The organism is Flavobacterium succinicans LMG 10402 (genome assembly GCF_000611675.1).
Taxonomy (GTDB): Bacteria; Bacteroidota; Bacteroidia; order Flavobacteriales; family Flavobacteriaceae; genus Flavobacterium; species Flavobacterium succinicans.
In genome coordinates this window covers 188,328-208,073 of sequence record NZ_JATV01000004.1, presented here as the reverse complement: position 1 = coordinate 208,073, position 19,746 = coordinate 188,328, and the positions used below count along the sequence as shown (strand labels likewise).

General features: G+C 36.1%; 21 protein-coding genes. 13 read left to right on the top strand and 8 right to left on the bottom strand.

The window, feature by feature from the left end:
- Positions 1-205: 205 nt before the first annotated feature.
- A complete protein-coding gene (locus AO58_RS0104840; protein ID WP_024980623.1) occupies positions 206-1,843 on the bottom strand; it encodes a S41 family peptidase in 1,638 nt (545 codons plus the stop codon).
- A 67-nt stretch (positions 1,844-1,910) separates the two neighbouring features.
- A complete protein-coding gene (gene rnpA / locus AO58_RS0104835) occupies positions 1,911-2,336 on the bottom strand; it encodes a ribonuclease P protein component (protein ID WP_024980622.1) in 426 nt (141 codons plus the stop codon).
- 125 nt (positions 2,337-2,461) lie between these two features.
- Between rnpA and AO58_RS0104830 the strand changes: the two genes are divergently transcribed.
- The 3 genes from AO58_RS0104830 to AO58_RS0104820 all read left to right on the top strand — a co-directional run bounded on the left by AO58_RS0104830 (position 2,462) and on the right by AO58_RS0104820 (position 4,972).
- On the top strand, positions 2,462-3,196 hold the full coding sequence (locus tag AO58_RS0104830) for a lysophospholipid acyltransferase family protein (RefSeq protein WP_024980621.1): 735 nt from the start codon (positions 2,462-2,464) through the stop codon (positions 3,194-3,196).
- 32 nt (positions 3,197-3,228) lie between these two features.
- Positions 3,229-4,215: an acyl-ACP desaturase gene (locus tag AO58_RS0104825; RefSeq protein WP_024980620.1), complete on the top strand. Its 987-nt coding sequence runs from the start codon at positions 3,229-3,231 to the stop codon at positions 4,213-4,215.
- A gap of 103 nt (positions 4,216-4,318) precedes the next feature.
- The gene (locus AO58_RS0104820) at positions 4,319-4,972 is read left to right on the top strand and encodes an HD domain-containing protein (RefSeq protein WP_024980619.1); all 654 of its coding nucleotides are present in this window, start codon (positions 4,319-4,321) and stop codon (positions 4,970-4,972) included.
- Positions 4,973-5,044: 72 nt separating this feature from the next.
- Here the strand turns inward: AO58_RS0104820 and AO58_RS0104815 are convergent, their stop codons facing one another.
- The 6 genes from AO58_RS0104815 to AO58_RS0104790 all read right to left on the bottom strand — a co-directional run bounded on the left by AO58_RS0104815 (position 5,045) and on the right by AO58_RS0104790 (position 10,655).
- Positions 5,045-5,446 carry a hypothetical protein gene (locus tag AO58_RS0104815; RefSeq protein WP_024980618.1) on the bottom strand — a complete coding sequence of 134 codons (402 nt, stop codon included), beginning with the start codon at positions 5,444-5,446 and terminating at the stop codon, positions 5,045-5,047.
- 169 nt (positions 5,447-5,615) lie between these two features.
- The gene (locus AO58_RS0104810; RefSeq protein ID WP_024980617.1) at positions 5,616-6,398 is read right to left on the bottom strand and encodes an enoyl-CoA hydratase/isomerase family protein; all 783 of its coding nucleotides are present in this window, start codon (positions 6,396-6,398) and stop codon (positions 5,616-5,618) included.
- Between the two features lie 11 nt (positions 6,399-6,409).
- Entirely contained in the window at positions 6,410-7,882 is a 1,473-nt protein-coding gene (locus tag AO58_RS0104805; protein ID WP_024980616.1) for a sensor histidine kinase, read from the bottom strand.
- Between the two features lie 139 nt (positions 7,883-8,021).
- Positions 8,022-8,570 (bottom strand): CopD family protein, encoded by a 549-nt coding sequence (locus AO58_RS0104800; RefSeq protein WP_024980615.1) that lies wholly within the window; start codon positions 8,568-8,570, stop codon positions 8,022-8,024.
- Between the two features lie 61 nt (positions 8,571-8,631).
- Entirely contained in the window at positions 8,632-9,648 is a 1,017-nt protein-coding gene (gene hemH, locus AO58_RS0104795; protein WP_024980614.1) for a ferrochelatase, read from the bottom strand.
- A 131-nt stretch (positions 9,649-9,779) separates the two neighbouring features.
- A complete protein-coding gene (locus tag AO58_RS0104790) occupies positions 9,780-10,655 on the bottom strand; it encodes a helix-turn-helix domain-containing protein (RefSeq protein WP_024980613.1) in 876 nt (291 codons plus the stop codon).
- 228 nt (positions 10,656-10,883) lie between these two features.
- Between AO58_RS0104790 and hemA the strand changes: the two genes are divergently transcribed.
- The 10 genes from hemA (at position 10,884) to hemB (ending at position 19,733) form a co-directional block, all read left to right on the top strand.
- Entirely contained in the window at positions 10,884-12,140 is a 1,257-nt protein-coding gene (hemA, locus tag AO58_RS0104785; protein WP_024980612.1) for a glutamyl-tRNA reductase, read from the top strand.
- 333 nt (positions 12,141-12,473) lie between these two features.
- Positions 12,474-12,899 carry a GxxExxY protein gene (locus tag AO58_RS0104780; RefSeq protein WP_024980611.1) on the top strand — a complete coding sequence of 142 codons (426 nt, stop codon included), beginning with the start codon at positions 12,474-12,476 and terminating at the stop codon, positions 12,897-12,899.
- Positions 12,900-13,034: 135 nt separating this feature from the next.
- Positions 13,035-13,961, top strand: coding sequence for a hydroxymethylbilane synthase (hemC, locus tag AO58_RS0104775; protein WP_024980610.1), 927 nt, complete (start codon positions 13,035-13,037; stop codon positions 13,959-13,961).
- Entirely contained in the window at positions 13,961-14,629 is a 669-nt protein-coding gene (locus tag AO58_RS0104770; RefSeq protein WP_024980609.1) for a uroporphyrinogen-III synthase, read from the top strand. Before hemC ends, AO58_RS0104770 begins: the two co-directional genes overlap by 1 nt.
- Positions 14,630-14,737: 108 nt before the next feature.
- A complete protein-coding gene (gene hemE, locus AO58_RS0104765; protein ID WP_024980608.1) occupies positions 14,738-15,766 on the top strand; it encodes a uroporphyrinogen decarboxylase in 1,029 nt (342 codons plus the stop codon).
- 183 nt (positions 15,767-15,949) lie between these two features.
- A complete protein-coding gene (locus AO58_RS0104760) occupies positions 15,950-16,333 on the top strand; it encodes a PH domain-containing protein (protein WP_024980607.1) in 384 nt (127 codons plus the stop codon).
- Positions 16,330-16,872, top strand: coding sequence for a GNAT family N-acetyltransferase (locus AO58_RS0104755; RefSeq protein ID WP_024980606.1), 543 nt, complete (start codon positions 16,330-16,332; stop codon positions 16,870-16,872). Before AO58_RS0104760 ends, AO58_RS0104755 begins: the two co-directional genes overlap by 4 nt.
- Complete coding sequence (gene hemF, locus AO58_RS0104750; RefSeq protein ID WP_024980605.1) at positions 16,862-17,764, top strand: oxygen-dependent coproporphyrinogen oxidase; 903 nt, start codon at positions 16,862-16,864, stop codon at positions 17,762-17,764. Before AO58_RS0104755 ends, hemF begins: the two co-directional genes overlap by 11 nt.
- The gene (locus AO58_RS0104745; RefSeq protein WP_024980604.1) at positions 17,755-18,696 is read left to right on the top strand and encodes a DUF4421 family protein; all 942 of its coding nucleotides are present in this window, start codon (positions 17,755-17,757) and stop codon (positions 18,694-18,696) included. The genes hemF and AO58_RS0104745 overlap by 10 nt, the downstream gene beginning before the upstream one ends.
- Before the next feature lie 32 nt (positions 18,697-18,728).
- On the top strand, positions 18,729-19,733 hold the full coding sequence (gene hemB / locus AO58_RS0104740) for a porphobilinogen synthase (RefSeq protein ID WP_024980603.1): 1,005 nt from the start codon (positions 18,729-18,731) through the stop codon (positions 19,731-19,733).
- The last annotated feature ends 13 nt before the right edge of the window (positions 19,734-19,746 follow it).

Here is a 19,746-nt window from a genome sequence, read left to right as displayed (position 1 = left end):
TCGACTGCGCTCGAACTGACACTAGTACTGTTTTTAAACTAGAGTTATGTTTTGTAAAACATTAAGAGAAGAATTTAATATCCATTAAAACTAACTTATATGACCTTAAATTTCTTATATGGTTCAAAAATTTCAGACATTGACTTGAATGCTTATATGCCTAATATGTTTAAGAATAGATGCTGATTTCTATTGGGTATTTCTTTTACATCTTCAAGATACTATTGTACTCCGCCGAAGTACTCAACACACTTACTGCCTTTTTGATTTCAGAATTATTTTTAATGTAGTATTGATACAATCCTTCTTGGTATTGGTAGCGCTTGATAATCTCATCCAGCAATAAATTTTTGATTTCTTTTTGATTTTTGTCCAAAGCGGTCCATTCACTTTTTTGGATGGCGTTTAACAATTGTTGGTATTCTGCAGTAATCGCTTCGTCAATTTTTTCTTTTTTGGCCGCTGCCAAAGTCTTTTTCAAATTCAACTCGGTTTCGGTATCCAAATTGAATTTTTTGGTTTTCAAAAATTGCTTAAAATCTGCATAATCTGCGTCGGTTATCGTAGGAATGGTAGTCCCGAGATTGGGATTTTTGTAATAATAAGTGGTAGCATAATCAAAGATAGCATCGTTTTTAATTACGGCATTGGCTATGGCACTCACTTGCGTTTCTGAAAGCTCAACATCAGGTTGAATGCCTCCTCCATCGTACACGGTTCTTCCTTTACGCGTTTTAAAAGCAGTGTAATTTTTTTCTTCGGTGCGTATGGCCGCTCCATTTTTATCTTTTCGAGCATAATCCAAGGCTTGGATGCAACGTCCTGAAGGTGTGTAGTAACGAGAAATAGTCACTTTTATTTGCGTACCGTAGGTCAGATCAATCGGGCGCTGAACCAGCCCTTTACCGAAACTACGGCTCCCCACTACTACCGCACGATCCAAATCCTGCAACGCACCTGCTACAATCTCTGAGGCAGAAGCGCTTCGTCCATTGACAATAACTACTACAGGTATGTTCAAATCTACAGGTTCGCGAGTGGTTTTATAGGTATTATTATATTTTTCTACTTTCGATTTGGTGGTAACTATAATCTCATTTTTGGGAACAAACAAATTGCAAATATTCACCGCTTCATTCAACAGTCCGCCGGGATTATCGCGTAAGTCCAAAACAATACGATCTGCCCCTTCTCTTTTGAGTTGTTCCAAAGCTTCTTTTACTTCCGAAGAAGCTTTTTTGGTAAAGCTAGTCAACACAATATAACCCGTTTTAGCGTCAATTTTTCCGAAAAAAGGTACCGCTTTAAGATCTACTTCATCCAAAACCAATTGCGTACTCAACGTTTTGCCTTGACGAATGTATTTGATGTCGATTTTGGTGTTTTTGGCACCTTTAAGCAATTGAGAGGCATCATCTTTAAAATCTTTCAGCATTACGTCACCAATTTGAATAATGGCATCACCTGCTTTGAGTCCCGCTTTATCAGCAGGGAAATTTTTATAAGGTTCTTTGATAATCAACTGTTCTTCTCTCCTACTGATTAACGCACCGATTCCAGTATATTCGCCCGTATTATTAATTTTGAATTTTACTACATCCGCCTCATTAAAATAATTGGTATACGGATCCAAACTGGCCAGCATTCCTTTAATGGCTTTATCCATCAAATCGCCGGGGTTTGTCTCGTCAACATAATTAGCGTTGACTTCTTTAAAAAGAGTAGTGAAAATTTCGATTTGCTTGGCGATTTCAAAAAAATCATTTTTGAAACTCACTCCAACAAACAAAAAAGCAGAAGCCAAAACAGGAATGATATATTTTTTTTGAAAAAAAGCGTTCATAAGTAAAGCGTTGATTGATTAATAGACTTCTAATTTAATAATAAAAGGGGAATAAATACTCGACCTGTTATTTTTGAGAGATATCAGTACAAGGTGAATCAGTACTTTGGGTAACTTTCTTCTGTGCAAGCTGTGCTACAAATTTTTCAAACAATTGAATGGTTTTGGTATTAATTTCTTCATACGTCAATCGCTCTTTGGTTTGATAAAAAAACATAAAACCATAAGGTTCTTCCAAAGCATCTAAAAGCAAATGTTTATTCAATCGATACGTTTCACGTAATACTCTTTTAAAATAATTGCGATCAACAGCTTTTTTAAAATACTTTTTGGATACTGACACTCCCATTTTTATAGGCTCTTGCTCGGTGTTATTCAAAGGACAATACACCAAACGCAACGGATATTTGGATACGGATTTCCCTTCGGAAAACAATAAACCGATAGTGATTTTACTTTTGAGCTTTTCTTCTTTTGGGTAGTTGAAATCCATTAAATTCAAATAAAAAGGGGATAATTTGTCTGCAAAGTTACAATTAAAGCCCAAACAGATTATTGTTTACGAATTAAATAGCATTAAATAATTTAATTTGTACTTTTGACGCTTATTTTAATCGCATGCAAAAAATAATTTCGTACCCCATATCCATAGTTTACTATTTGTGTTTTGGTTTGTGTTTAGTAATTTTCCACCCTATTCAGTGGCTTTGTTTCAATATATTCGGCTATCAAGCCCATAAGAAAAGTGTAGATTACTTGAATTTTTTTCTAGTGAAATGCACCAATTTATTAGGAACAACCTATCAGTTTAATAATTTAGATCACCTACCTAAAAACGTTCCTCTTATTATTGTAGCCAATCATCAAAGCATGTATGACATCATTGCCATGATCTGGTTTATGCGTCGTTTCCATTGTAAATTTGTAAGCAAAAAGGAATTGGGTAGTGGAATACCAAGTGTATCCTATAATTTACGCCACGGAGGTTCGGTGTTGATTGATAGAAAAGATCCTAAACAAGCCATTCCAACTATTAAAGGTTTGTCAGAATACATAGAAAAGAATACTCGTTCAGCCGTTATTTTCCCTGAAGGCACCCGAAGTAAAACAGGAAAACCAAAGGAGTTTGCACAAAGCGGATTAAAAATATTATGTAAATATGCCCCTTCGGCTTATGTGGTGCCTGTAACTATAAATAATTCTTGGAAAATGGTGCGTTTTGGCACTTTCCCAATGGGATTAGGCAACCGACTAACTTTTACTATACATGAACCCATGGCCGTAAAAGACTTTGCTTTTGCAGATTTAATTCAAAAAACCGAAGCAGCTGTCGTTAGCGAAATACGCTACTAAAATATAAAACCAATACCTAAATAATAAATACCATGTCAATAAAAAACATCCGATTAGAAGTGATGCAGTTTTTAGAAAAAAACGTCGACAGTTTTGTGGACCAATTTCTAATTCCGGTAGAAAAAATATGGCAGCCTTCTGATTTTTTACCAAACTCTGAGAGCGATACCTTCTTAGATGAAGTGAAAGAATTGAGAGAAATTGCCAAAGATTTACCTTATGATTTTTGGGTAGCGCTTGTAGGTGACACCATTACTGAAGAAGCTTTACCAACTTATGAATCCTGGTTGATGGAAGTAGAAGGAGTAGACAATCAAGAACGCAACGGTTGGTCCAAATGGATCCGTCAATGGACAGGCGAAGAAAACCGTCACGGTGATCTATTAAACAAATATTTGTATTTGTCTGGCCGAGTAAATATGCGCGAAGTAGAGGTTACTACGCAACATTTAATCAATGACGGCTTTGATATTGGTACTGGAACCGACCCTTACAAAAACTTCGTGTACACTAGTTTTCAAGAACTAGCTACTTATGTGTCGCATAACCGTGTATCGCAAATTGCTAAAAATTTTGGTGACAAAAAACTATCCAAAATGTGTAAAATGATTGCTGGCGATGAAATGCGTCATCATCATGCGTATAGTGAATTTGTAAACCAAATTTTCAAAGTAGACCCAAGCGAAATGATGTTGGCTTTTCAATACATGATGAAGCAAAAAATTGTGATGCCAGCTCATTTCTTGAGAGAATCTGGACAAAAAATAAGCTCAGCCTTCGAACAATTTTCAGATTCGGCACAACGAATTGGAGTCTACACCGCTTCTGATTATGTAGAAATAATGCAGAAATTGATTGATAAATGGGAAATTGATAAAATTGGTGGATTAACAGACGAAGCCGAAAAAGCTAGAGATTACCTAATGAAACTTCCTTCTCGAATGGCCAAAATATCCGAACGATTGGTGATTCCATCCGAGTCTTATATTTTCAAATGGGTTGAACCAGCTAGATTATAATCCTTCATTTTTAACTAATACAGATTAAAATTAAGCTCATAAAAACTGATTTTGAAGAACATCACTTTGAAATCAGTTTTTTTTTCAAATCAAAACAACTCCTATGAATCACGCCAAACTAATTCACGATACGATTCTTTTTGTAAAACAAACACTTGCCGATGCAGAGGGAGGACATGATTGGTTTCATATAGAAAGGGTCTATAAAAACACTTTACTTATTGCTTCATCGGAAATCTGTGACACACTTGTCGTCCAACTTGGGGCTTTACTACATGACATTGCCGATAGTAAATTTCATGGAGGCGATGAAACTATTGGACCCAAAACGGCTCGGAAGTTTTTAGAAGAACACCAAGTTTCTCAAGAAATCATTGAGCATGTGGTACAAATTATTGCTAATATTTCATTTAAAGGCGGCAAAACGGAGCGTACTTTTTCATCCATTGAATTGGATATTGTGCAAGATGCCGATCGTTTGGATGCCATTGGTGCGATTGGAATTGCGAGAGCATTTAATTATGGTGGGTTCAAAAATAGAGCTTTATATGATCCTGAGATTGCGCCTAATTTACGTATGTCCAAGGAAGAATATAAAACAAGCCAGGCACCAACCATCAATCATTTTTACGAGAAATTATTGTTGCTAAAAGATAAAATGAACACCAAAACCGGTGCAGCATTAGCATCGAAAAGGCATAAATACATGGAAAATTTCTTATCTCAGTTTTATGCTGAGTGGGAAGGCGAAATCTAGTGTTCAGTTGGCAGTTTTTAGTATTCAGTGATTATAGTACTGTAATAAGGTAAAACCAAAGAACACCAAAAATTACTTATTTTCACTAGCTTTTAATTCTAGCATAACATCCGAAGCATTTTTAAAAGTAGGCTCGCTTTCTGTCAAACTGCCTACTCTTTTTTTGTTCAATTTGAATGTCAAATCCATTTCTGAAGTAAAAAGCAAGGCGGTCAAAAAGGGATTATTCATGTACGGACTCAACACGAAAAACGTTTCGTCTATCGAATGAAAACTTTCAATTTCTTCAGTTTTATAGCGGGCAATTATTGAGAATTGCAAGCTGTTATCTTCTGCAATTATCGGTCGCGCGTAGATGTTTTTTAATTCCGTATCCCCAATGGTTTTAGCCAAAGTTAATTTAGCAAAAGAACGATCTTCAATACTGGCAATTACTTTTTGCCAAAATTCAGCAAATACAGGTTGAAAGGACATGACAAATAAGTTTATTTAATTTATAAAATGGGCTAATAAGAATTTGACATTCAAATATCAATAAAAAAAAATCTGATAGTTGAATGTCAAAAATGCAATAAGGTATATGAAAAACAAAAGGGGCTATTTAGCGTTACTAATCACCAAAAAAAGGCCCTTTACTCCCTGATTATTTACCGGTAAAATTGGCTTTTCTTTTTTCTAAGAATGCGGTAGTTCCTTCTTTAAAATCAGCTGTTCCAAAACATTTTCCAAAGTTTTTGATTTCGATTTCAAAACCATTTTTACCATCTTTATAATTAGCGTTGATGGCTTTTATTGCTCGACCAATAGCAAAAGGAGAATTTTTCATGATTTTTTGAGCAATTCCTTTGGCGAACTCCAATAATTCTGCTTGTGGTACAACATGATTTACCAAACCATAGTTTTTGGCGGTTTCGGCATCGATCATACTAGCAGTCATGATTAATTCCATAGCGCGACCTTTTCCGATGAGTTGTGGCAAACGTTGTGTTCCTCCATAACCCGGAATGACTCCTAAAGAAACTTCTGGAAGTCCCATTTTGGCATTGTCTGAAGCAATTCTGAAGTGACAAGCCATCGCCAATTCTAATCCACCTCCTAAAGCAAAACCATTGATAGCTGCAATAACTGGTGTTTTTAAATTTTCAATCAAGTCAAACAACTGGATTTGACCATCACTAGCCAAACCGGTTCCTTCTTCAATAGTAAATTCGGAAAATTCGGCAATATCTGCACCCGCAACAAATGCTTTTTCCCCACTTCCGGTGAGTAAGATCACTTTAACTTCCTTATTTTTTCCAAGAGTTTTTATGGCTTTATTTAAGTCATAAATGGTATTAATATTTAAGGCATTAAGCTTTGACGGCCTATTGATGGTAATGGTAGCGATATTATTTTCAACGTCAATTAAAATATTTTCGTAGTTCATAGTTTAGTTTTTTAGGGTTGAATGATGGGCAAAGTCACCCTAAAAGTGGTGCCTTTTCCTAATTGTGTTTCAAAGGTAATGGTTCCGTTGTAATTTTCTATAATGTTTTTAATAATTCCTAATCCAAGTCCCATACCACTAGATTTTGTGGTAAACTTTGGCTCAAATATTTTTGATATTGCATCTTGGGACACTCCTACTCCATTATCTTGAACTGAAATAACCACTTGATCTTGCGTTCTTTTTACGACTACTTTGATGGATTTTTCTTCCTGCATTTCTGGAATAGCTTGGATGGCATTTTTGACCAAATTGGTTATGACACGTATGAGTTGCGAGCGATCCATACTCGAAATAATTGCAGGATACTGACTCTCAAAAACAATATATTCTTCATTGAAAATATCCAAAGCCAATTCAACAACCTCAACCACATTCAATGTTTCGTTTTGCTGGGCAGGCATCGAGGCAAAGTTCGAAAAAGCCGAAGCTACAGCACTCATAATATCAATTTGCTGGATTAAAGTCTCAGAATATTCGTTGAGTTTTTGTTTGACATTATCGGCATTAGGGTCAAATTTTCTTTGGAAACTTTGTACCGTTAATCGCATAGGTGTTAATGGATTTTTAATTTCATGCGCCACTTGTTTGGCCATTTCGCGCCAAGCACCTTCTCTTTCGCTTTGCGCCAATTTCAGTGCGCTTTTCTCTAATTTATCGACCATTTCGTTGTAGGAACGAATCAATAAATTAATTTCACGGCTATTGGCATCCAAGACAATTTTTTCGTTTTTCTGCTCAATATTAGTTTGGCTCATTTTATCGGCAATAGTTTTCAGCGATTTGGTAATGTAGGTCGCCAAGAAATACGCCAAAGCAAAAGCGACTATGAGCATGAAGGAATACACTTGTCCCAAACGAATTAGAAAGCTTTGCAATTCCTTTTGATAAAAACTATCGTCTTCTGTATAGGGCAAATTCAACACCCCCAGCGGTTTGAATTTATCATCTTTAATTTGACTATAAGACGATCGCTTCTTGACTCCATCGACTGATTTGATATCCACAAAACGTTTATCAATAGAGGAACGCACTAACTTAAGTATGTATTTCGGAACTGGTGGCGCTTTTTTATCAATAGAAAATGATTCCTTGGAGGATTTCAAAAGATGTCCTTCTAGACTGTAAATATTGATCTCTACATTATGAATTTGAGACAATTCATGGATCTTATCTTTAAAAATTAAGGGTAAGTTATTCTGAATTAGCGGATAGGTTGTGGTCGATAACACATAATTGATATGCTCTTTTACTGCGGTTTCTTTCCGCTCCAAACGCTCTTGATGGTAATCTCGCGCTTCGTTTTTAAATTGTAAAATCGAAATTGACGCTAATAAAACACTTGAAACTACAATAACAACAATCATCGATAGGAAAATCCTAGTCCGTAAGGAAAGCATCGAAATGTTGAAGTTGTTTAGCATAATTTTATAGTATTCAGTGCTCAGACTGTTAGTGTTCAGTTATTTTGCAAACGAATAATTAGGTTTTTAAATTTACAAACAGGCAAAATTTTAACAGGCGCAGATTGGAAACTGATCACTAAAAACTGAATTCTGACCACTATTTCCTTTCTCTTATTCTTTTGTAAAAACGAAAGCCCAACATGATAATGATTGAAAATAAAAAAATACCAATCACGCCATACACCCAGTTGAAGGCATTTTTGAGCACTACCAAAAACACCACTGCAAATAAAATAAGTGTTGCTCCTTCATTCCAAATACGCATATAATTGGTGGTGTATTTTACTTCATTGCGTTGTAATTGTTTAAAAATTTGATGGCATTTAAAATGATACAAATACAATAAAAAAACAAAACCTAGTTTGACATGCATCCAAGGCATTTGCAACCAGCTTCGACCTAAATCGGTAAAAAGTAACAACCAAAAGGCCACAAAAAAAGTAATCACTGCCGAAGGCCAAGTAATAATGTACCACAACCGATAGGCCATAAGGTTGTATTGTTTTTGCAAAATCTCTTTCTCGGGAGAGGGTTTATCAGCGGCTTCTATTTGGTACACAAACAAGCGTACAATATAAAAGAGTCCCGCAAACCAAGTGACTACAAAAATAATGTGCAAGGATTTTAGGTAGTTGTAGAGTTCCATTTATTTTGATTTCAAGTTCAAGGTTTAAAGGTATTATAGCAACTTCAAACCTTAAACAAATTTAAACTTTCTTGAATTCGTTAATCCAATTTGCTACCACACCACACCATTCGTCTTCATCATTCATACAAGGAACGGCCATAAATTCTTCACCACCATGATGTAGGAACTGCTCATTGGCTTCCATAGCAATCTCTTCTAGCGTTTCTAGACAGTCGGCCACAAAAGCTGGGGTTACAACGGCTAATTTTTTAATCCCTTGTTCTGGCATTTTATTGATTTCAACATCAGTGTAAGGAGTAAGCCATTTGTCTCCTGCCAAACGAGATTGAAAGGTTTGACTGTATTTGCCTTCTGGAATACCTAATAATTTCACTACTTGTTTGGTCGTTTCATAGCATTGATGACGGTAGCAAAACTCATGTGCTGGCGAAGGCGTGTTACAGCAAGAACCATCAATTTTACAATGCGAATTGGTTACATCTGTTTTGCGAATGTGACGTTTTGGAATACCGTGATACGAGAATAATAAATGGTCATAGTCAAATCCTTCCAAGTGTTTTTTGATGGAATTTGAAAGTGCTTGAACATAATCGGGTTTGTTGTAGAATGCTGGAACATTAGTAAACGTCATTTCTGGGAAATACTTTTGACGTAATTCTTCAGCCAAAACGACAATAGTTGTTGTTGAAGCCATAGCGTGTTGCGGATACAAAGGAAAAAGCATCACTTCTGTTACGCCTTGGTCTTTGAGTTCTTGCAAGCCTTTTTGAATGGTCATGGTTCCATAACGCATTGCTAAAGCCACGGGTATGTCTACCAACTGTTTTACTTTTTGATGCATCTTTTTCGAAAGTACAATCAAAGGAGAACCTTCACTAGTCCAAATTCTGGCATAAGCTTCTGCCGATTTTTTAGGTCGGGTTTGTAAAATAATGCCTCGAACGAGTAAGGCACGCAATAAATAAGGAACATCTATTACGTATTTGTCCATTAAAAATTCGTCTAAATATGGTTTTACGTCCTTTGCTGTTGGACTTTCTGGAGAACCTAAGTTGACTAATAATACACCTTTCATGTTTTTTATTTTATTTTTTTGGGATGAAAACTAGCATTTATTGCTTTCAGTTTCAAAAATAAAGAAACCTTGTTTTTATCGGTTATGGTACTTATTCTTTTTTTTTCTGAGAGATAGTTAAAACTGATGGTTTATGGTATGGAAGAGTTAATCGACATCAAATATTTCTTCGGCGTGGTACCAAATTTCTTCTTGAAAGCAGCTATGAAATGACTTCCGGTACTGTAGCCAATTTTTAAACCCACCTCGTTCACATTATAAGAACCACTATCTAACAATTGACGGGCATAATCCATTTTGTAATCAAACAAAAAGCCGTAAACAGTATCGCCGTAAATTTGTTTGAAACCCATTTTTAGTTTTTTCAAATTCAAGCCAATTGTATCGGCAAGTTCTTGTAAACCCGGTGGTTCAGCCATATTGGCAATAATAATTGCTTTGGCTTTTTTAATTTTCAAGACATTATCTTCGTCTATTAAAAAAGGACATTGTTCCGCATCAGGATCTTCGGAACGATTAAAATACAAGCTCAGCAATTCATATCCTTTGCCTTTATAATACAAGTTTTTGATCGAAGGATTTAAATTGTAATGGAACAATTGCGTTAATACGATCGCCATCGAAGGACTAATATCACCTTCTTTATAATATTTTTTATCCTTGTTTTCGTCACTCAAAAAAGGAATGTGACTGGCTTCATTAGAAAATAGTCCATGAAATTTTTGTATCGAAATCAGAATCGAAATCATCCAAGTATTGGGAGCCAATTCTAGATTAAGCGGTAATTCTTTCTGTGGATTGTAGAACAGATAGGACTTTTCTTCATTCATTTCTAAAGCATAACTGCCTTGATTGAATAAAAATTTTGCTTTTCCTTTTAATCCAAAATGAAATTGAATTAAACCATTACTCACTTCATGTTGCATATGAAAGGGTATTGCACCGTCGTTTTGAAAGCGCAATAAAATAAAATCTTCTTCTATTTTTATGATTTCTTGTGAACCCATAGCGACATTTTTTTATTTGAAAAAAGTTTTTAACGAATCTTATTTATTTAGAATCACTCTAAATAAATAACTAGTTAAGCCTTGTAATTGCTACAAAAATAAACGTTTTTGCATTTAAATAACGAAATAAATCCAAAAAAGCATTGAGCGACACAAAAAGAACTTTTAGCGTTGTTTTTATACAAGCGATAGTTCTAGATTTGTTCCACTTTTACAGGAACTGTATTTATGGAAAAAAATCAAAGCGCTAAGCACCACTACTTTTACTCGGTTGGATTAAGCTATAAAAAGGCCGATGCTGCAATTAGAGGTAAATTTAGTTTGGATGCCTTAGCCAAAAACAATTTGCTACAACAGGCAAAAAACGAGGGAATTCCGGCATTAATCGTTACTTCCACTTGTAACCGTACCGAAATTTATGGGTATGCAGAGCATCCTTTTCAATTGATCAAATTGTTGTGTGAGAACAGCCAAGGTACCGTTGAAGAATTTCAAAAAGTAGCGTACGTTTTCAAAAATCAAGACGCTATTAATCATATTTTTAGAGTAGGAACGGGATTAGACAGCCAAATCTTAGGCGATTTCGAAATCATCAGTCAACTAAAAAACGGCTTTACCGAGTCGAAAGCCATGGACTTAACCAATGCTTATTTAGAAAGATTGGTCAATTCTGTCATTCAAGCTAGCAAAAAAATTAAGACCGATACTGATATAAGTTCTGGCGCTACTTCGGTTTCTTTTGCCTCAGTACAATACATTATGAAAAACGTTCCAGATATCGGGAACAAGAATATTTTACTTTTTGGTACCGGAAAAATTGGTCGTAATACCTGCGAAAATTTGGTAAAACACACCAAAAACGAGCACATTACACTCATTAACAGAACCAAAGACAAAGCCGAAAAATTAGCCGGAAAACTGAATTTGATTGTAAAAGATCATTCCGAATTGCATCTCGAATTGCAAAAAGCCGATGTGGTCGTAGTGGCTACAGGCGCTCAAAATCCTACGGTGGACAAAGCCATTTTGAATCTGAAAAAACCCATGCTGATTCTAGATTTATCCATTCCTAAAAATGTACATGAAAATGTTACCGAAATAGAAGGAGTGACCTTGATTCATTTGGATCACTTGTCGCAAATGACCGATGAAACTTTAGAAAACAGAAAATTACACATTCCAGCCGCCGAAGCTATCATTGAAGTCATCAAAAATGAATTCATGGTGTGGACCAAATCCAGAAAATTTGCGCCAACGATTCATGCTTTGAAAGAAAAATTGAATGGAATCAAAGAAGCCGAGTTGAATTTTCAAAGCAAGAAATTAGCCGATTTCAACGAAGAACAAGCCGAAATCATCAGCAATCGCATCATTCAAAAAATCACAACCCATTTTGCCAATCACCTAAAAGATGAAGACACCATGGTAGATGAAAGCATCGAATGGATAGAAAAAGTATTTCAAATAGAAACTAATGCGAAATAAAATTTTACCATTAAGGCATTAAGAGAATTAAGCAAAGCATTTTAAAAATATAATATAGAAAAAAATCAATCAACTTAATATCGTGAAGGTAAGAACAAAACAAAGCCTTGACTTAGAATATTTTTTACCATTAAGGTATTAAGAGAATTAAGTTTATGTGTTTTAAAACTTAATTAACTTACATTCATCGCAAAGCTTAATGCCCCTTAATACCTTAATGGTTAATAAACAAAGCCTTGGTTTAGAAATATTTTTATCATTAAAATATTAAGAGAACTAAGCAAAGCATTTTAAAAATATAATATACAAAAACTTAATTACCTTAATATCTTAATGGTAAAAACAAAAAAATATACGACAAAAAAAGAGGTTACTCAATTAGCATATGAAATTACAGGTCTTGCCATAAAAGTGCATAAAGCTTTAGGACCTGGACTTTTAGAAAGTATCTATGAGCAATGCCTTAAATATGAATTAGAACAAAACGGATATGATGTTAAACAACAATTAGTCGTCAAAATAGATTATTACGATCTTGAATTAGAATCTGATTTGAGAATAGATTTACTTGTAAATGATTGCGTAGTAGTTGAATTAAAAGCAATAGAAAATCTTTTACCAATTCACGAAGCACAATTACTTACGTATATGAAATTATTACAAAGACCTCAAGGGTTGATAATTAATTTTAATACTTTGAATATAACAAAATCGATGAAACCTCTTGTTAATGATTATTTTGCAAGATTAATAGATTAAATATAAATAGTATCGTGAAGAAATTGAACCATTAAGTGATTAAAAAATTAAGTCTAAAAGTTTTAAAACTTAATTTTCTTATATACAACACAAAGCTTAATGTCCCTTAATACCTTAATGGTAAAAAAACGTAAAATGGCAGAAAAAACAATACGTATCGGAACCCGCGATAGCGAACTCGCGCTTTGGCAAGCCCACACGGTCGAGAAAAAACTAAACGACTTAGGTTACAAAACAGAGATTATTGCTGTGAAATCAGAAGGCGATATCATTTTGGACAAACCATTATACGAATTAGGAATTACCGGAATTTTCACCAAAACTCTTGATGTCGCAATGATTAGCGGTCAAGTTGATATCGCGGTACATTCTATGAAAGACGTGCCTACCGCCTTGCCACAAGGCATTGTGCAAGCCGCCGTTTTAGAGCGAGCGAACACCCTAGACATTTTGGTACACAAAGGCAATCTAGATTTTCTAGAAGGTAGCGGCACCATCGCCACCGGAAGTTTGCGTCGTCAAGCCCAATGGCTCAACAAATATCCCAATCATCAAGTGGTAGACCTGCGAGGCAATGTCAATACTCGTATGCAAAAATTGCAAGACAATGACTGGAGTGGAGCCGTTTTTGCCGCTGCAGGATTAGAGCGCATCAATTTAAAACCAACGGATTTTATCAATTTGGATTGGATGATTCCTGCACCAGCACAAGGTGCAATGGTAGTGGTAGCCATGGCCGAAGACGAGTTTTGTCGCGAAGCTGTATCCGAATTGAATGATATCGAAACCGAGGTGTGCACCCACATCGAGCGTCAATTTTTACGCCGTCTCGAAGGAGGTTGTACCGCACCCATCGGAGCTTTGGCAACATATAACGAGGAAGAAGATACCATTCATTTCGAAGGCGTTCTTTTTTCCATCGACGGACAACAAAAAATAGCCATCAACAAAGTCGTACCCATCGAAGAGTGGAAAAACCTAGGCTACCATTCAGCCGAAGAAATCCTCAATAATGGCGGCACCGAATTGATGAAAACGATAAAAGAAAAACTAAAGAAATAATGAATTCAAAAGCAGTTATTTTATCAACTAAAACACTTTCGGATACGCAGCGTCAGCAACTGTTAGTAGCTGGTTTTGAAGTATTCGAAGAGGATTTTATTGCTATAAACAAGCAAGAATTTGATCTCAAGAACCTCAACGACAATTTGATTTTTACCAGTCAAAATGCAGCGCAGCGCATACTTGAGCTGGAAAACGTTGATCATTTAAAATCAAAAAAAGTATTTTGCGTTGGACTTAAAACAAAGATTCTTTTGTCGGAAGCTGGATTCAATGTGGTGGCCTATACCGGATATGCAGCTGATTTAGCCGAAATTATTGCTTTGATTTACGGTCATGAAAGCTACACCTTCTTTAGTGGTAATTTACGGAAAGAGACTTTACCAAAGGCCTTAAAAGAGGCTGGAGTAACATTCAATGAGATTCAAGTTTATGAAACCGTTTTAACACCTTGCAAGATTCTTGAAAAATTAGATGGCATACTTTTTTTCAGCCCATCGGGAGTAGAAAGCTACCTAAAAAACAATGTCATTAAAAAAGAAAACTGCTTTTGTATAGGAGAAACCACTGCTGAAGCTTTAGAAAAACACAAGATTAAAAACATCATCGTGGCTGATGAGCCCACTATTGAATCAGTGATCGACGATGTCATTTCAGAATATGAATAAACAAAAACCCCTTCCCGTTGAAAGGGTTCAGATATAAAAATAAAATCAATAATAGCAAGTGTCTTTTTAAGGAACAGCCCGAAAACAGCACACTGAAAACCGAAAACTATGTTAAAGAACGACCTATTTTTAAAAGCATTACGAGGAGAAACTGTAGAACGTCCACCAGTTTGGATGATGCGTCAAGCGGGAAGATATTTGCCAGAATTTCGTGCTTTGCGTGATAAATACGATTTTTTCACGCGTTGCGAAACGCCAGAATTAGCTGCTGAAATTACCGTACAACCTATTCGTATCGTCGGACCAGATGCTGCAATTTTGTTTTCGGATATTTTGGTAGTGCCACGTGCTATGGGAATTCACGTAGAATTGAAAGATAATTTAGGGCCGATTATTCCAAATCCTATTCGTACCATGGAACAAGTCAATCAAGTGATTGTTCCGGATGTTAATGAAACCTTAGGTTATGTTTTTGATGCCATCAAATTGACCAAAGAAATGCTAAATGATGAGGTGCCTTTAATTGGTTTTGCAGGTTCACCTTGGACGATTTTCTGTTATGCGGTAGAAGGAAAAGGTTCTAAAAGTTTTGATACAGCAAAAGGTTTTTGCTTCTCTAACCCAGTTGCCGCGCATACCTTATTGCAAAAAATCACTGACACCACTATTTTATACTTGAAAGAAAAAGTAAAAGCTGGCGTAAACGCCGTTCAAATTTTTGATTCTTGGGGTGGAATGTTGTCACCTGTGGATTACCAAGAATTCTCTTGGAAATACATCAACCAAATCGTTGAGGCTTTGGCTGAAGTGACTCCAGTAATTGTTTTCGGAAAAGGATGCTGGTTTGCTTTGAACGAAATGGGAAAAAGTAAAGCTTCTGCTCTTGGAGTAGATTGGACGTGTACCCCACAGCATGCTCGTTATTTATCAGGTGGAAATATTACTTTGCAAGGAAATTTTGACCCTTCAAGATTATTGTCACCTATTCCGACCATCAAGAAAATGGTACATGAAATGATTGACGAATTTGGAACCGATAAATACATCGCCAATTTAGGACACGGAATTTTACCAAACATCCCTGTAGACCACGCCAAAGCGTTTGTCGATGCGGTAAAAGAATATAGAAAGAAATAGAAAGTGGTCAGTTGGCAGGATTTAGTGTTCAGCAAAAAAGACACATAACTTATACTTTTTTCTTTTTGAAAAAGTTCCGTAGGAACGACTAATCTTGTAGTAACGGATTTTAATCCGTTGATTAGGAGCAAGAATTCAATTACAACGGTTTTTAAACCGTTGAATATTAAAAATCAGAAGAAAATGCTAAGCAAAGGATTGCGAGATAAAGAAAGTACCCGAATAGACAATTGTCTAAAGCAGTTACATTCTCTAGTATTGCCGCCTTTGGATTGGAGTCTAGACCGAAAAGAGGCACTCGAATTGGAGCTGAAAGATTTCGCAATGGATTTGGAAAGTCTGAATGATTTTTCACCAGAGGATTTGGTTCTTCATTTGCAACGCCTTCATTTCGATTGGAACCAAATGGAATCCTTTGCCGATTTTTTAATGGCGTTTTCTCCAGCAAGTCCCTTTTCTTTTTCTGAAAAAGCACTTGCTATTTATCGTTTTATTCAAAAAGAAAGTAAAGTGTTTTCGTTTGGGATAGCTAATAAAGTAAACGTTTTGAAAGCCAACTTATCATGAAGATACTAATCCAAGAAAACATTAGTGTCGATAAATTAAAACCGATTGATGCAGAACAATTACATCGTTTTATGATTGAGAATACCGAACGATTGACAAAATTTTTTCCCGTTACACTTTCCAGTAATGAAACACTTGATAAATCCATAGAATATATCAAAAATAAAGAGAAAGAGATACAACAGAAAGTCAATTTTACTTTTGCAATTAGAGAAATTGACTCTCAAAAAATCATCGGATTAATTATCATTAAAAAAATTGATTGGACTAATAAAATAGGTGAATTCGCCTATTGTATCGGAAACAGCTTTGAAGGAAAAGGCTTGGTTTCTAAAGTAGTAAAAGCAGTGTCAAAATTTGCTTACGATGTCTTAGAATTAAAAACGCTTCAAATTATTGCGCACAAAACGAATTTAGGAAGCATTAAAGTGGCCCAAAATAATGGTTTTATTTGGCAAAGAACTTTGATTGCAGAGTTTACACCTACTAACGGACTTCCTTTAGATATGGAATTATTTGAATTAAAAAATGAAAAATAAATTTTACACTTACATACAAAACCTTCAAGACCAAATCGTAGCCGGATTAGAAGCGGTTGATGGTCAGGCCAAATTCAAAGAAGACCTTTGGGAACGCCCAGAAGGTGGAGGCGGAAGAACACGCGTAATCGAGAACGGCGCTGTTTTCGAAAAAGGCGGCGTCAATATTTCGGCAGTACACGGTAAACTACCAGACAGTATGCAGCAATTATTCAAAGTTGGTGAAGCCGATTTTTTTGCTTGCGGATTGAGTTTGGTGTTGCATCCCAAAAATCCAATGGTTCCCACAGTACACGCCAATTGGCGTTATTTTGAAATGTATGATGACAACGGAAACGTAATTCAGCAATGGTTTGGAGGCGGACAAGATTTAACCCCATATTATCTGTTTGAAGAGGATGCTGTTCATTTTCATCAAACCTGCAAAACCGCTTGCGACAAGCACAATCCTGAGTTTTATCCAAAATATAAAAAGCAATGCGACGCCTATTTCTGGAATGCACATCGCAACGAAGCGAGAGGCATTGGCGGTTTATTCTTTGATTATTGCAAAGCTTCTGAAACGATGAATATGGAAGATTGGTACAATTTCGTAACCGAAGTAGGCAATAGTTTTCTTCAAGCTTACGTTCCCATTGTAGAAAAAAGAAAAGAGTTACCTTTTTCAGCCGAACAACGCACTTGGCAGGAAATTCGTCGTGGGCGCTATGTTGAATTCAATTTGGTACACGACAAAGGCACTTTATTTGGCTTGAAAACCAACGGAAGAATTGAGAGTATTTTGATGTCTTTACCACCGCACGTGCAATGGGTGTACGACCATCATCCAGTTGCGGGAAGCGAGGAAGAAAAATTAATTACCACTTTAATGCAGCCAAAAGAATGGGTTTAAAAAAAATAGTACTTTTTTGGTTTGTTGGACTTTTGTGTTGCAAGGCACAAGAACCATCGGCGCAAAAAAACTATTTTAAATCCTATGATGAAAAAGTAATTGCGAGCCTCTATTTTTATACTACTTCAAATGATTTTCAATTTGTTTCTAAGGTGAATGGAATAGACAATTATGTCAACTTAGTTCCCAACAGAAAAGAACAAATTGGATTTAGTCTGAGTTACAAGTTTATTGATGTAAGCTACGGCATTTCTCCTGTTTTTTTTGCTGTAAATAAAGACAACTCCAATTCGCGATTGGTCAACTTCAATACCCGTTTTATCATCAAGCAATGGATGCAGACGCTATTGTATTCCAATCAAAAAGGATTTTATGCCGCTTTGGATAATTTTGATATTGCATTACCAAATATGCGCTCTGTTAAAATAGGAGGAACAACTTCTTATATTTTTAATCCCAAATTTTCATTCAAAACTATAGCCAATCAAAACCAATGGCAAACCAAAAGTTCAGGTAGTTTTATCCCTACCCTTTCAATATATCACACCAGTATAAATTTGAACGACGGCAATGACGAAAATAGAGTTAAAATCCTTGTGGGCACTCTTGCTCCCTCCTATTATTACAATTGGGTAATAAGCAATCATGTTCTAGTATCCTCTGGAATTGCAGTTGGAGCGGGATTCAATCATGTTGATGGCGATTTTTCCAGCGTAATTCAGTCTACTATTAACCTAAAATTAGGCTATAACTCAGATTCCTTTTTTACTTTTGTAAATGTAAACTATACTAATTTTTCACAAGACGTGAATAGCTCGATTCGTTTCAATGAAGACATTAGCACTTTTAGAGTAACAGCAGGCTATCGATTTGATCCGCCCAAAAAAGTAAAACAACTGTACGACAAAGGAGCCAAGGCTATTGGTCTTTAGTTAATTTTTGAAAATATAAACCATAACAAAATATGTTCCCACTACACAGAAACCGTCGCTTAAGAGTGAACGAATCCATCCGAAGCTTAGTTAGAGAAACCACTTTAAGTCCTACCGATTTTATGTTTCCAATGTTTATAGCAGAGGGTGAGAATGTACAAGTCGAAATTCCCTCTATGCCGGGAATCTACCGCCGTTCGATTGATTTAACAGTTGCAGAGGTCAAAGAAATTTATGCATTAGGCATTCGTGCGGTCAATATTTATGTAAAAGTTAGCGAAGCGCTAAAAGACAATACAGGTAAAGAAGCTTGGAATCCCAACGGATTAATGCAACAAGCCATTCGCGCCATCAAAGCGGCTTGTCCAGAAATGATAGTGATGCCCGATGTGGCTTTAGACCCTTATTCTATTTATGGTCACGACGGAATCATTGCCAATGGCGATGTAGAAAATGACGCTACCAACGACGCTTTGGTAAAAATGGCTGTTTCGCATGCAACCGCAGGAGCCGATTTTGTAGCACCAAGCGATATGATGGACGGACGCGTATTGCGTTTGCGTCAAGGATTGGATGCCGCAGGCTATCATCACGTGGGGATTATGAGCTATTCGGCCAAGTATGCTTCTGCATTTTATGGCCCGTTTCGCGATGCGCTAGACAGTGCTCCAAGAGAAGCCGAAATTGAAGTACCAAAAGACAAAAAGACCTACCAAATGGATTATGCCAATCGCATCGAAGCTATCAAAGAGGCCTTGTCTGATGTTGAAGAAGGTGCCGATATGGTGATGGTCAAACCTGGAATAGCCTATTTGGATATCGTGCGCGAGGTTAAAAATGCCGTGAATGTACCCGTTACAGTTTTCCATGTTTCGGGCGAATATGCCATGATTAAAGCCGCAGCAGAGCGAGGTTGGCTCGATCATGACAAAATTATGATGGAACAATTAATGTGTTTCAAGCGAGCTGGCGCGAGTTTAATCTCAACTTATTTTGCCAAAGAAGCCGCGATACTTTTGAAACAACAAAACCAATAATTTAAGCAACCAA

What these genes read in the sequence shown, in the direction of transcription:
- AO58_RS0104840 (WP_024980623.1), bottom strand. Translation starts at nt 1,843, where the DNA reads ATGAACGCTTTTTTTCAAAAAAAATATATCATTCCTGTTTTGGCTTCT.
- rnpA (WP_024980622.1), bottom strand. Translation starts at nt 2,336, where the DNA reads ATGGATTTCAACTACCCAAAAGAAGAAAAGCTCAAAAGTAAAATCACT.
- AO58_RS0104830 (WP_024980621.1), top strand. Translation starts at nt 2,462, where the DNA reads ATGCAAAAAATAATTTCGTACCCCATATCCATAGTTTACTATTTGTGT.
- AO58_RS0104825 (WP_024980620.1), top strand. Translation starts at nt 3,229, where the DNA reads ATGTCAATAAAAAACATCCGATTAGAAGTGATGCAGTTTTTAGAAAAA.
- AO58_RS0104820 (WP_024980619.1), top strand. Translation starts at nt 4,319, where the DNA reads ATGAATCACGCCAAACTAATTCACGATACGATTCTTTTTGTAAAACAA.
- AO58_RS0104815 (WP_024980618.1), bottom strand. Translation starts at nt 5,446, where the DNA reads ATGTCCTTTCAACCTGTATTTGCTGAATTTTGGCAAAAAGTAATTGCC.
- AO58_RS0104810 (WP_024980617.1), bottom strand. Translation starts at nt 6,398, where the DNA reads ATGAACTACGAAAATATTTTAATTGACGTTGAAAATAATATCGCTACC.
- AO58_RS0104805 (WP_024980616.1), bottom strand. Translation starts at nt 7,882, where the DNA reads ATGCTAAACAACTTCAACATTTCGATGCTTTCCTTACGGACTAGGATT.
- AO58_RS0104800 (WP_024980615.1), bottom strand. Translation starts at nt 8,570, where the DNA reads ATGGAACTCTACAACTACCTAAAATCCTTGCACATTATTTTTGTAGTC.
- hemH (WP_024980614.1), bottom strand. Translation starts at nt 9,648, where the DNA reads ATGAAAGGTGTATTATTAGTCAACTTAGGTTCTCCAGAAAGTCCAACA.
- AO58_RS0104790 (WP_024980613.1), bottom strand. Translation starts at nt 10,655, where the DNA reads ATGGGTTCACAAGAAATCATAAAAATAGAAGAAGATTTTATTTTATTG.
- hemA (WP_024980612.1), top strand. Translation starts at nt 10,884, where the DNA reads ATGGAAAAAAATCAAAGCGCTAAGCACCACTACTTTTACTCGGTTGGA.
- AO58_RS0104780 (WP_024980611.1), top strand. Translation starts at nt 12,474, where the DNA reads ATGGTAAAAACAAAAAAATATACGACAAAAAAAGAGGTTACTCAATTA.
- hemC (WP_024980610.1), top strand. Translation starts at nt 13,035, where the DNA reads ATGGCAGAAAAAACAATACGTATCGGAACCCGCGATAGCGAACTCGCG.
- AO58_RS0104770 (WP_024980609.1), top strand. Translation starts at nt 13,961, where the DNA reads ATGAATTCAAAAGCAGTTATTTTATCAACTAAAACACTTTCGGATACG.
- hemE (WP_024980608.1), top strand. Translation starts at nt 14,738, where the DNA reads ATGTTAAAGAACGACCTATTTTTAAAAGCATTACGAGGAGAAACTGTA.
- AO58_RS0104760 (WP_024980607.1), top strand. Translation starts at nt 15,950, where the DNA reads ATGCTAAGCAAAGGATTGCGAGATAAAGAAAGTACCCGAATAGACAAT.
- AO58_RS0104755 (WP_024980606.1), top strand. Translation starts at nt 16,330, where the DNA reads ATGAAGATACTAATCCAAGAAAACATTAGTGTCGATAAATTAAAACCG.
- hemF (WP_024980605.1), top strand. Translation starts at nt 16,862, where the DNA reads ATGAAAAATAAATTTTACACTTACATACAAAACCTTCAAGACCAAATC.
- AO58_RS0104745 (WP_024980604.1), top strand. Translation starts at nt 17,755, where the DNA reads ATGGGTTTAAAAAAAATAGTACTTTTTTGGTTTGTTGGACTTTTGTGT.
- hemB (WP_024980603.1), top strand. Translation starts at nt 18,729, where the DNA reads ATGTTCCCACTACACAGAAACCGTCGCTTAAGAGTGAACGAATCCATC.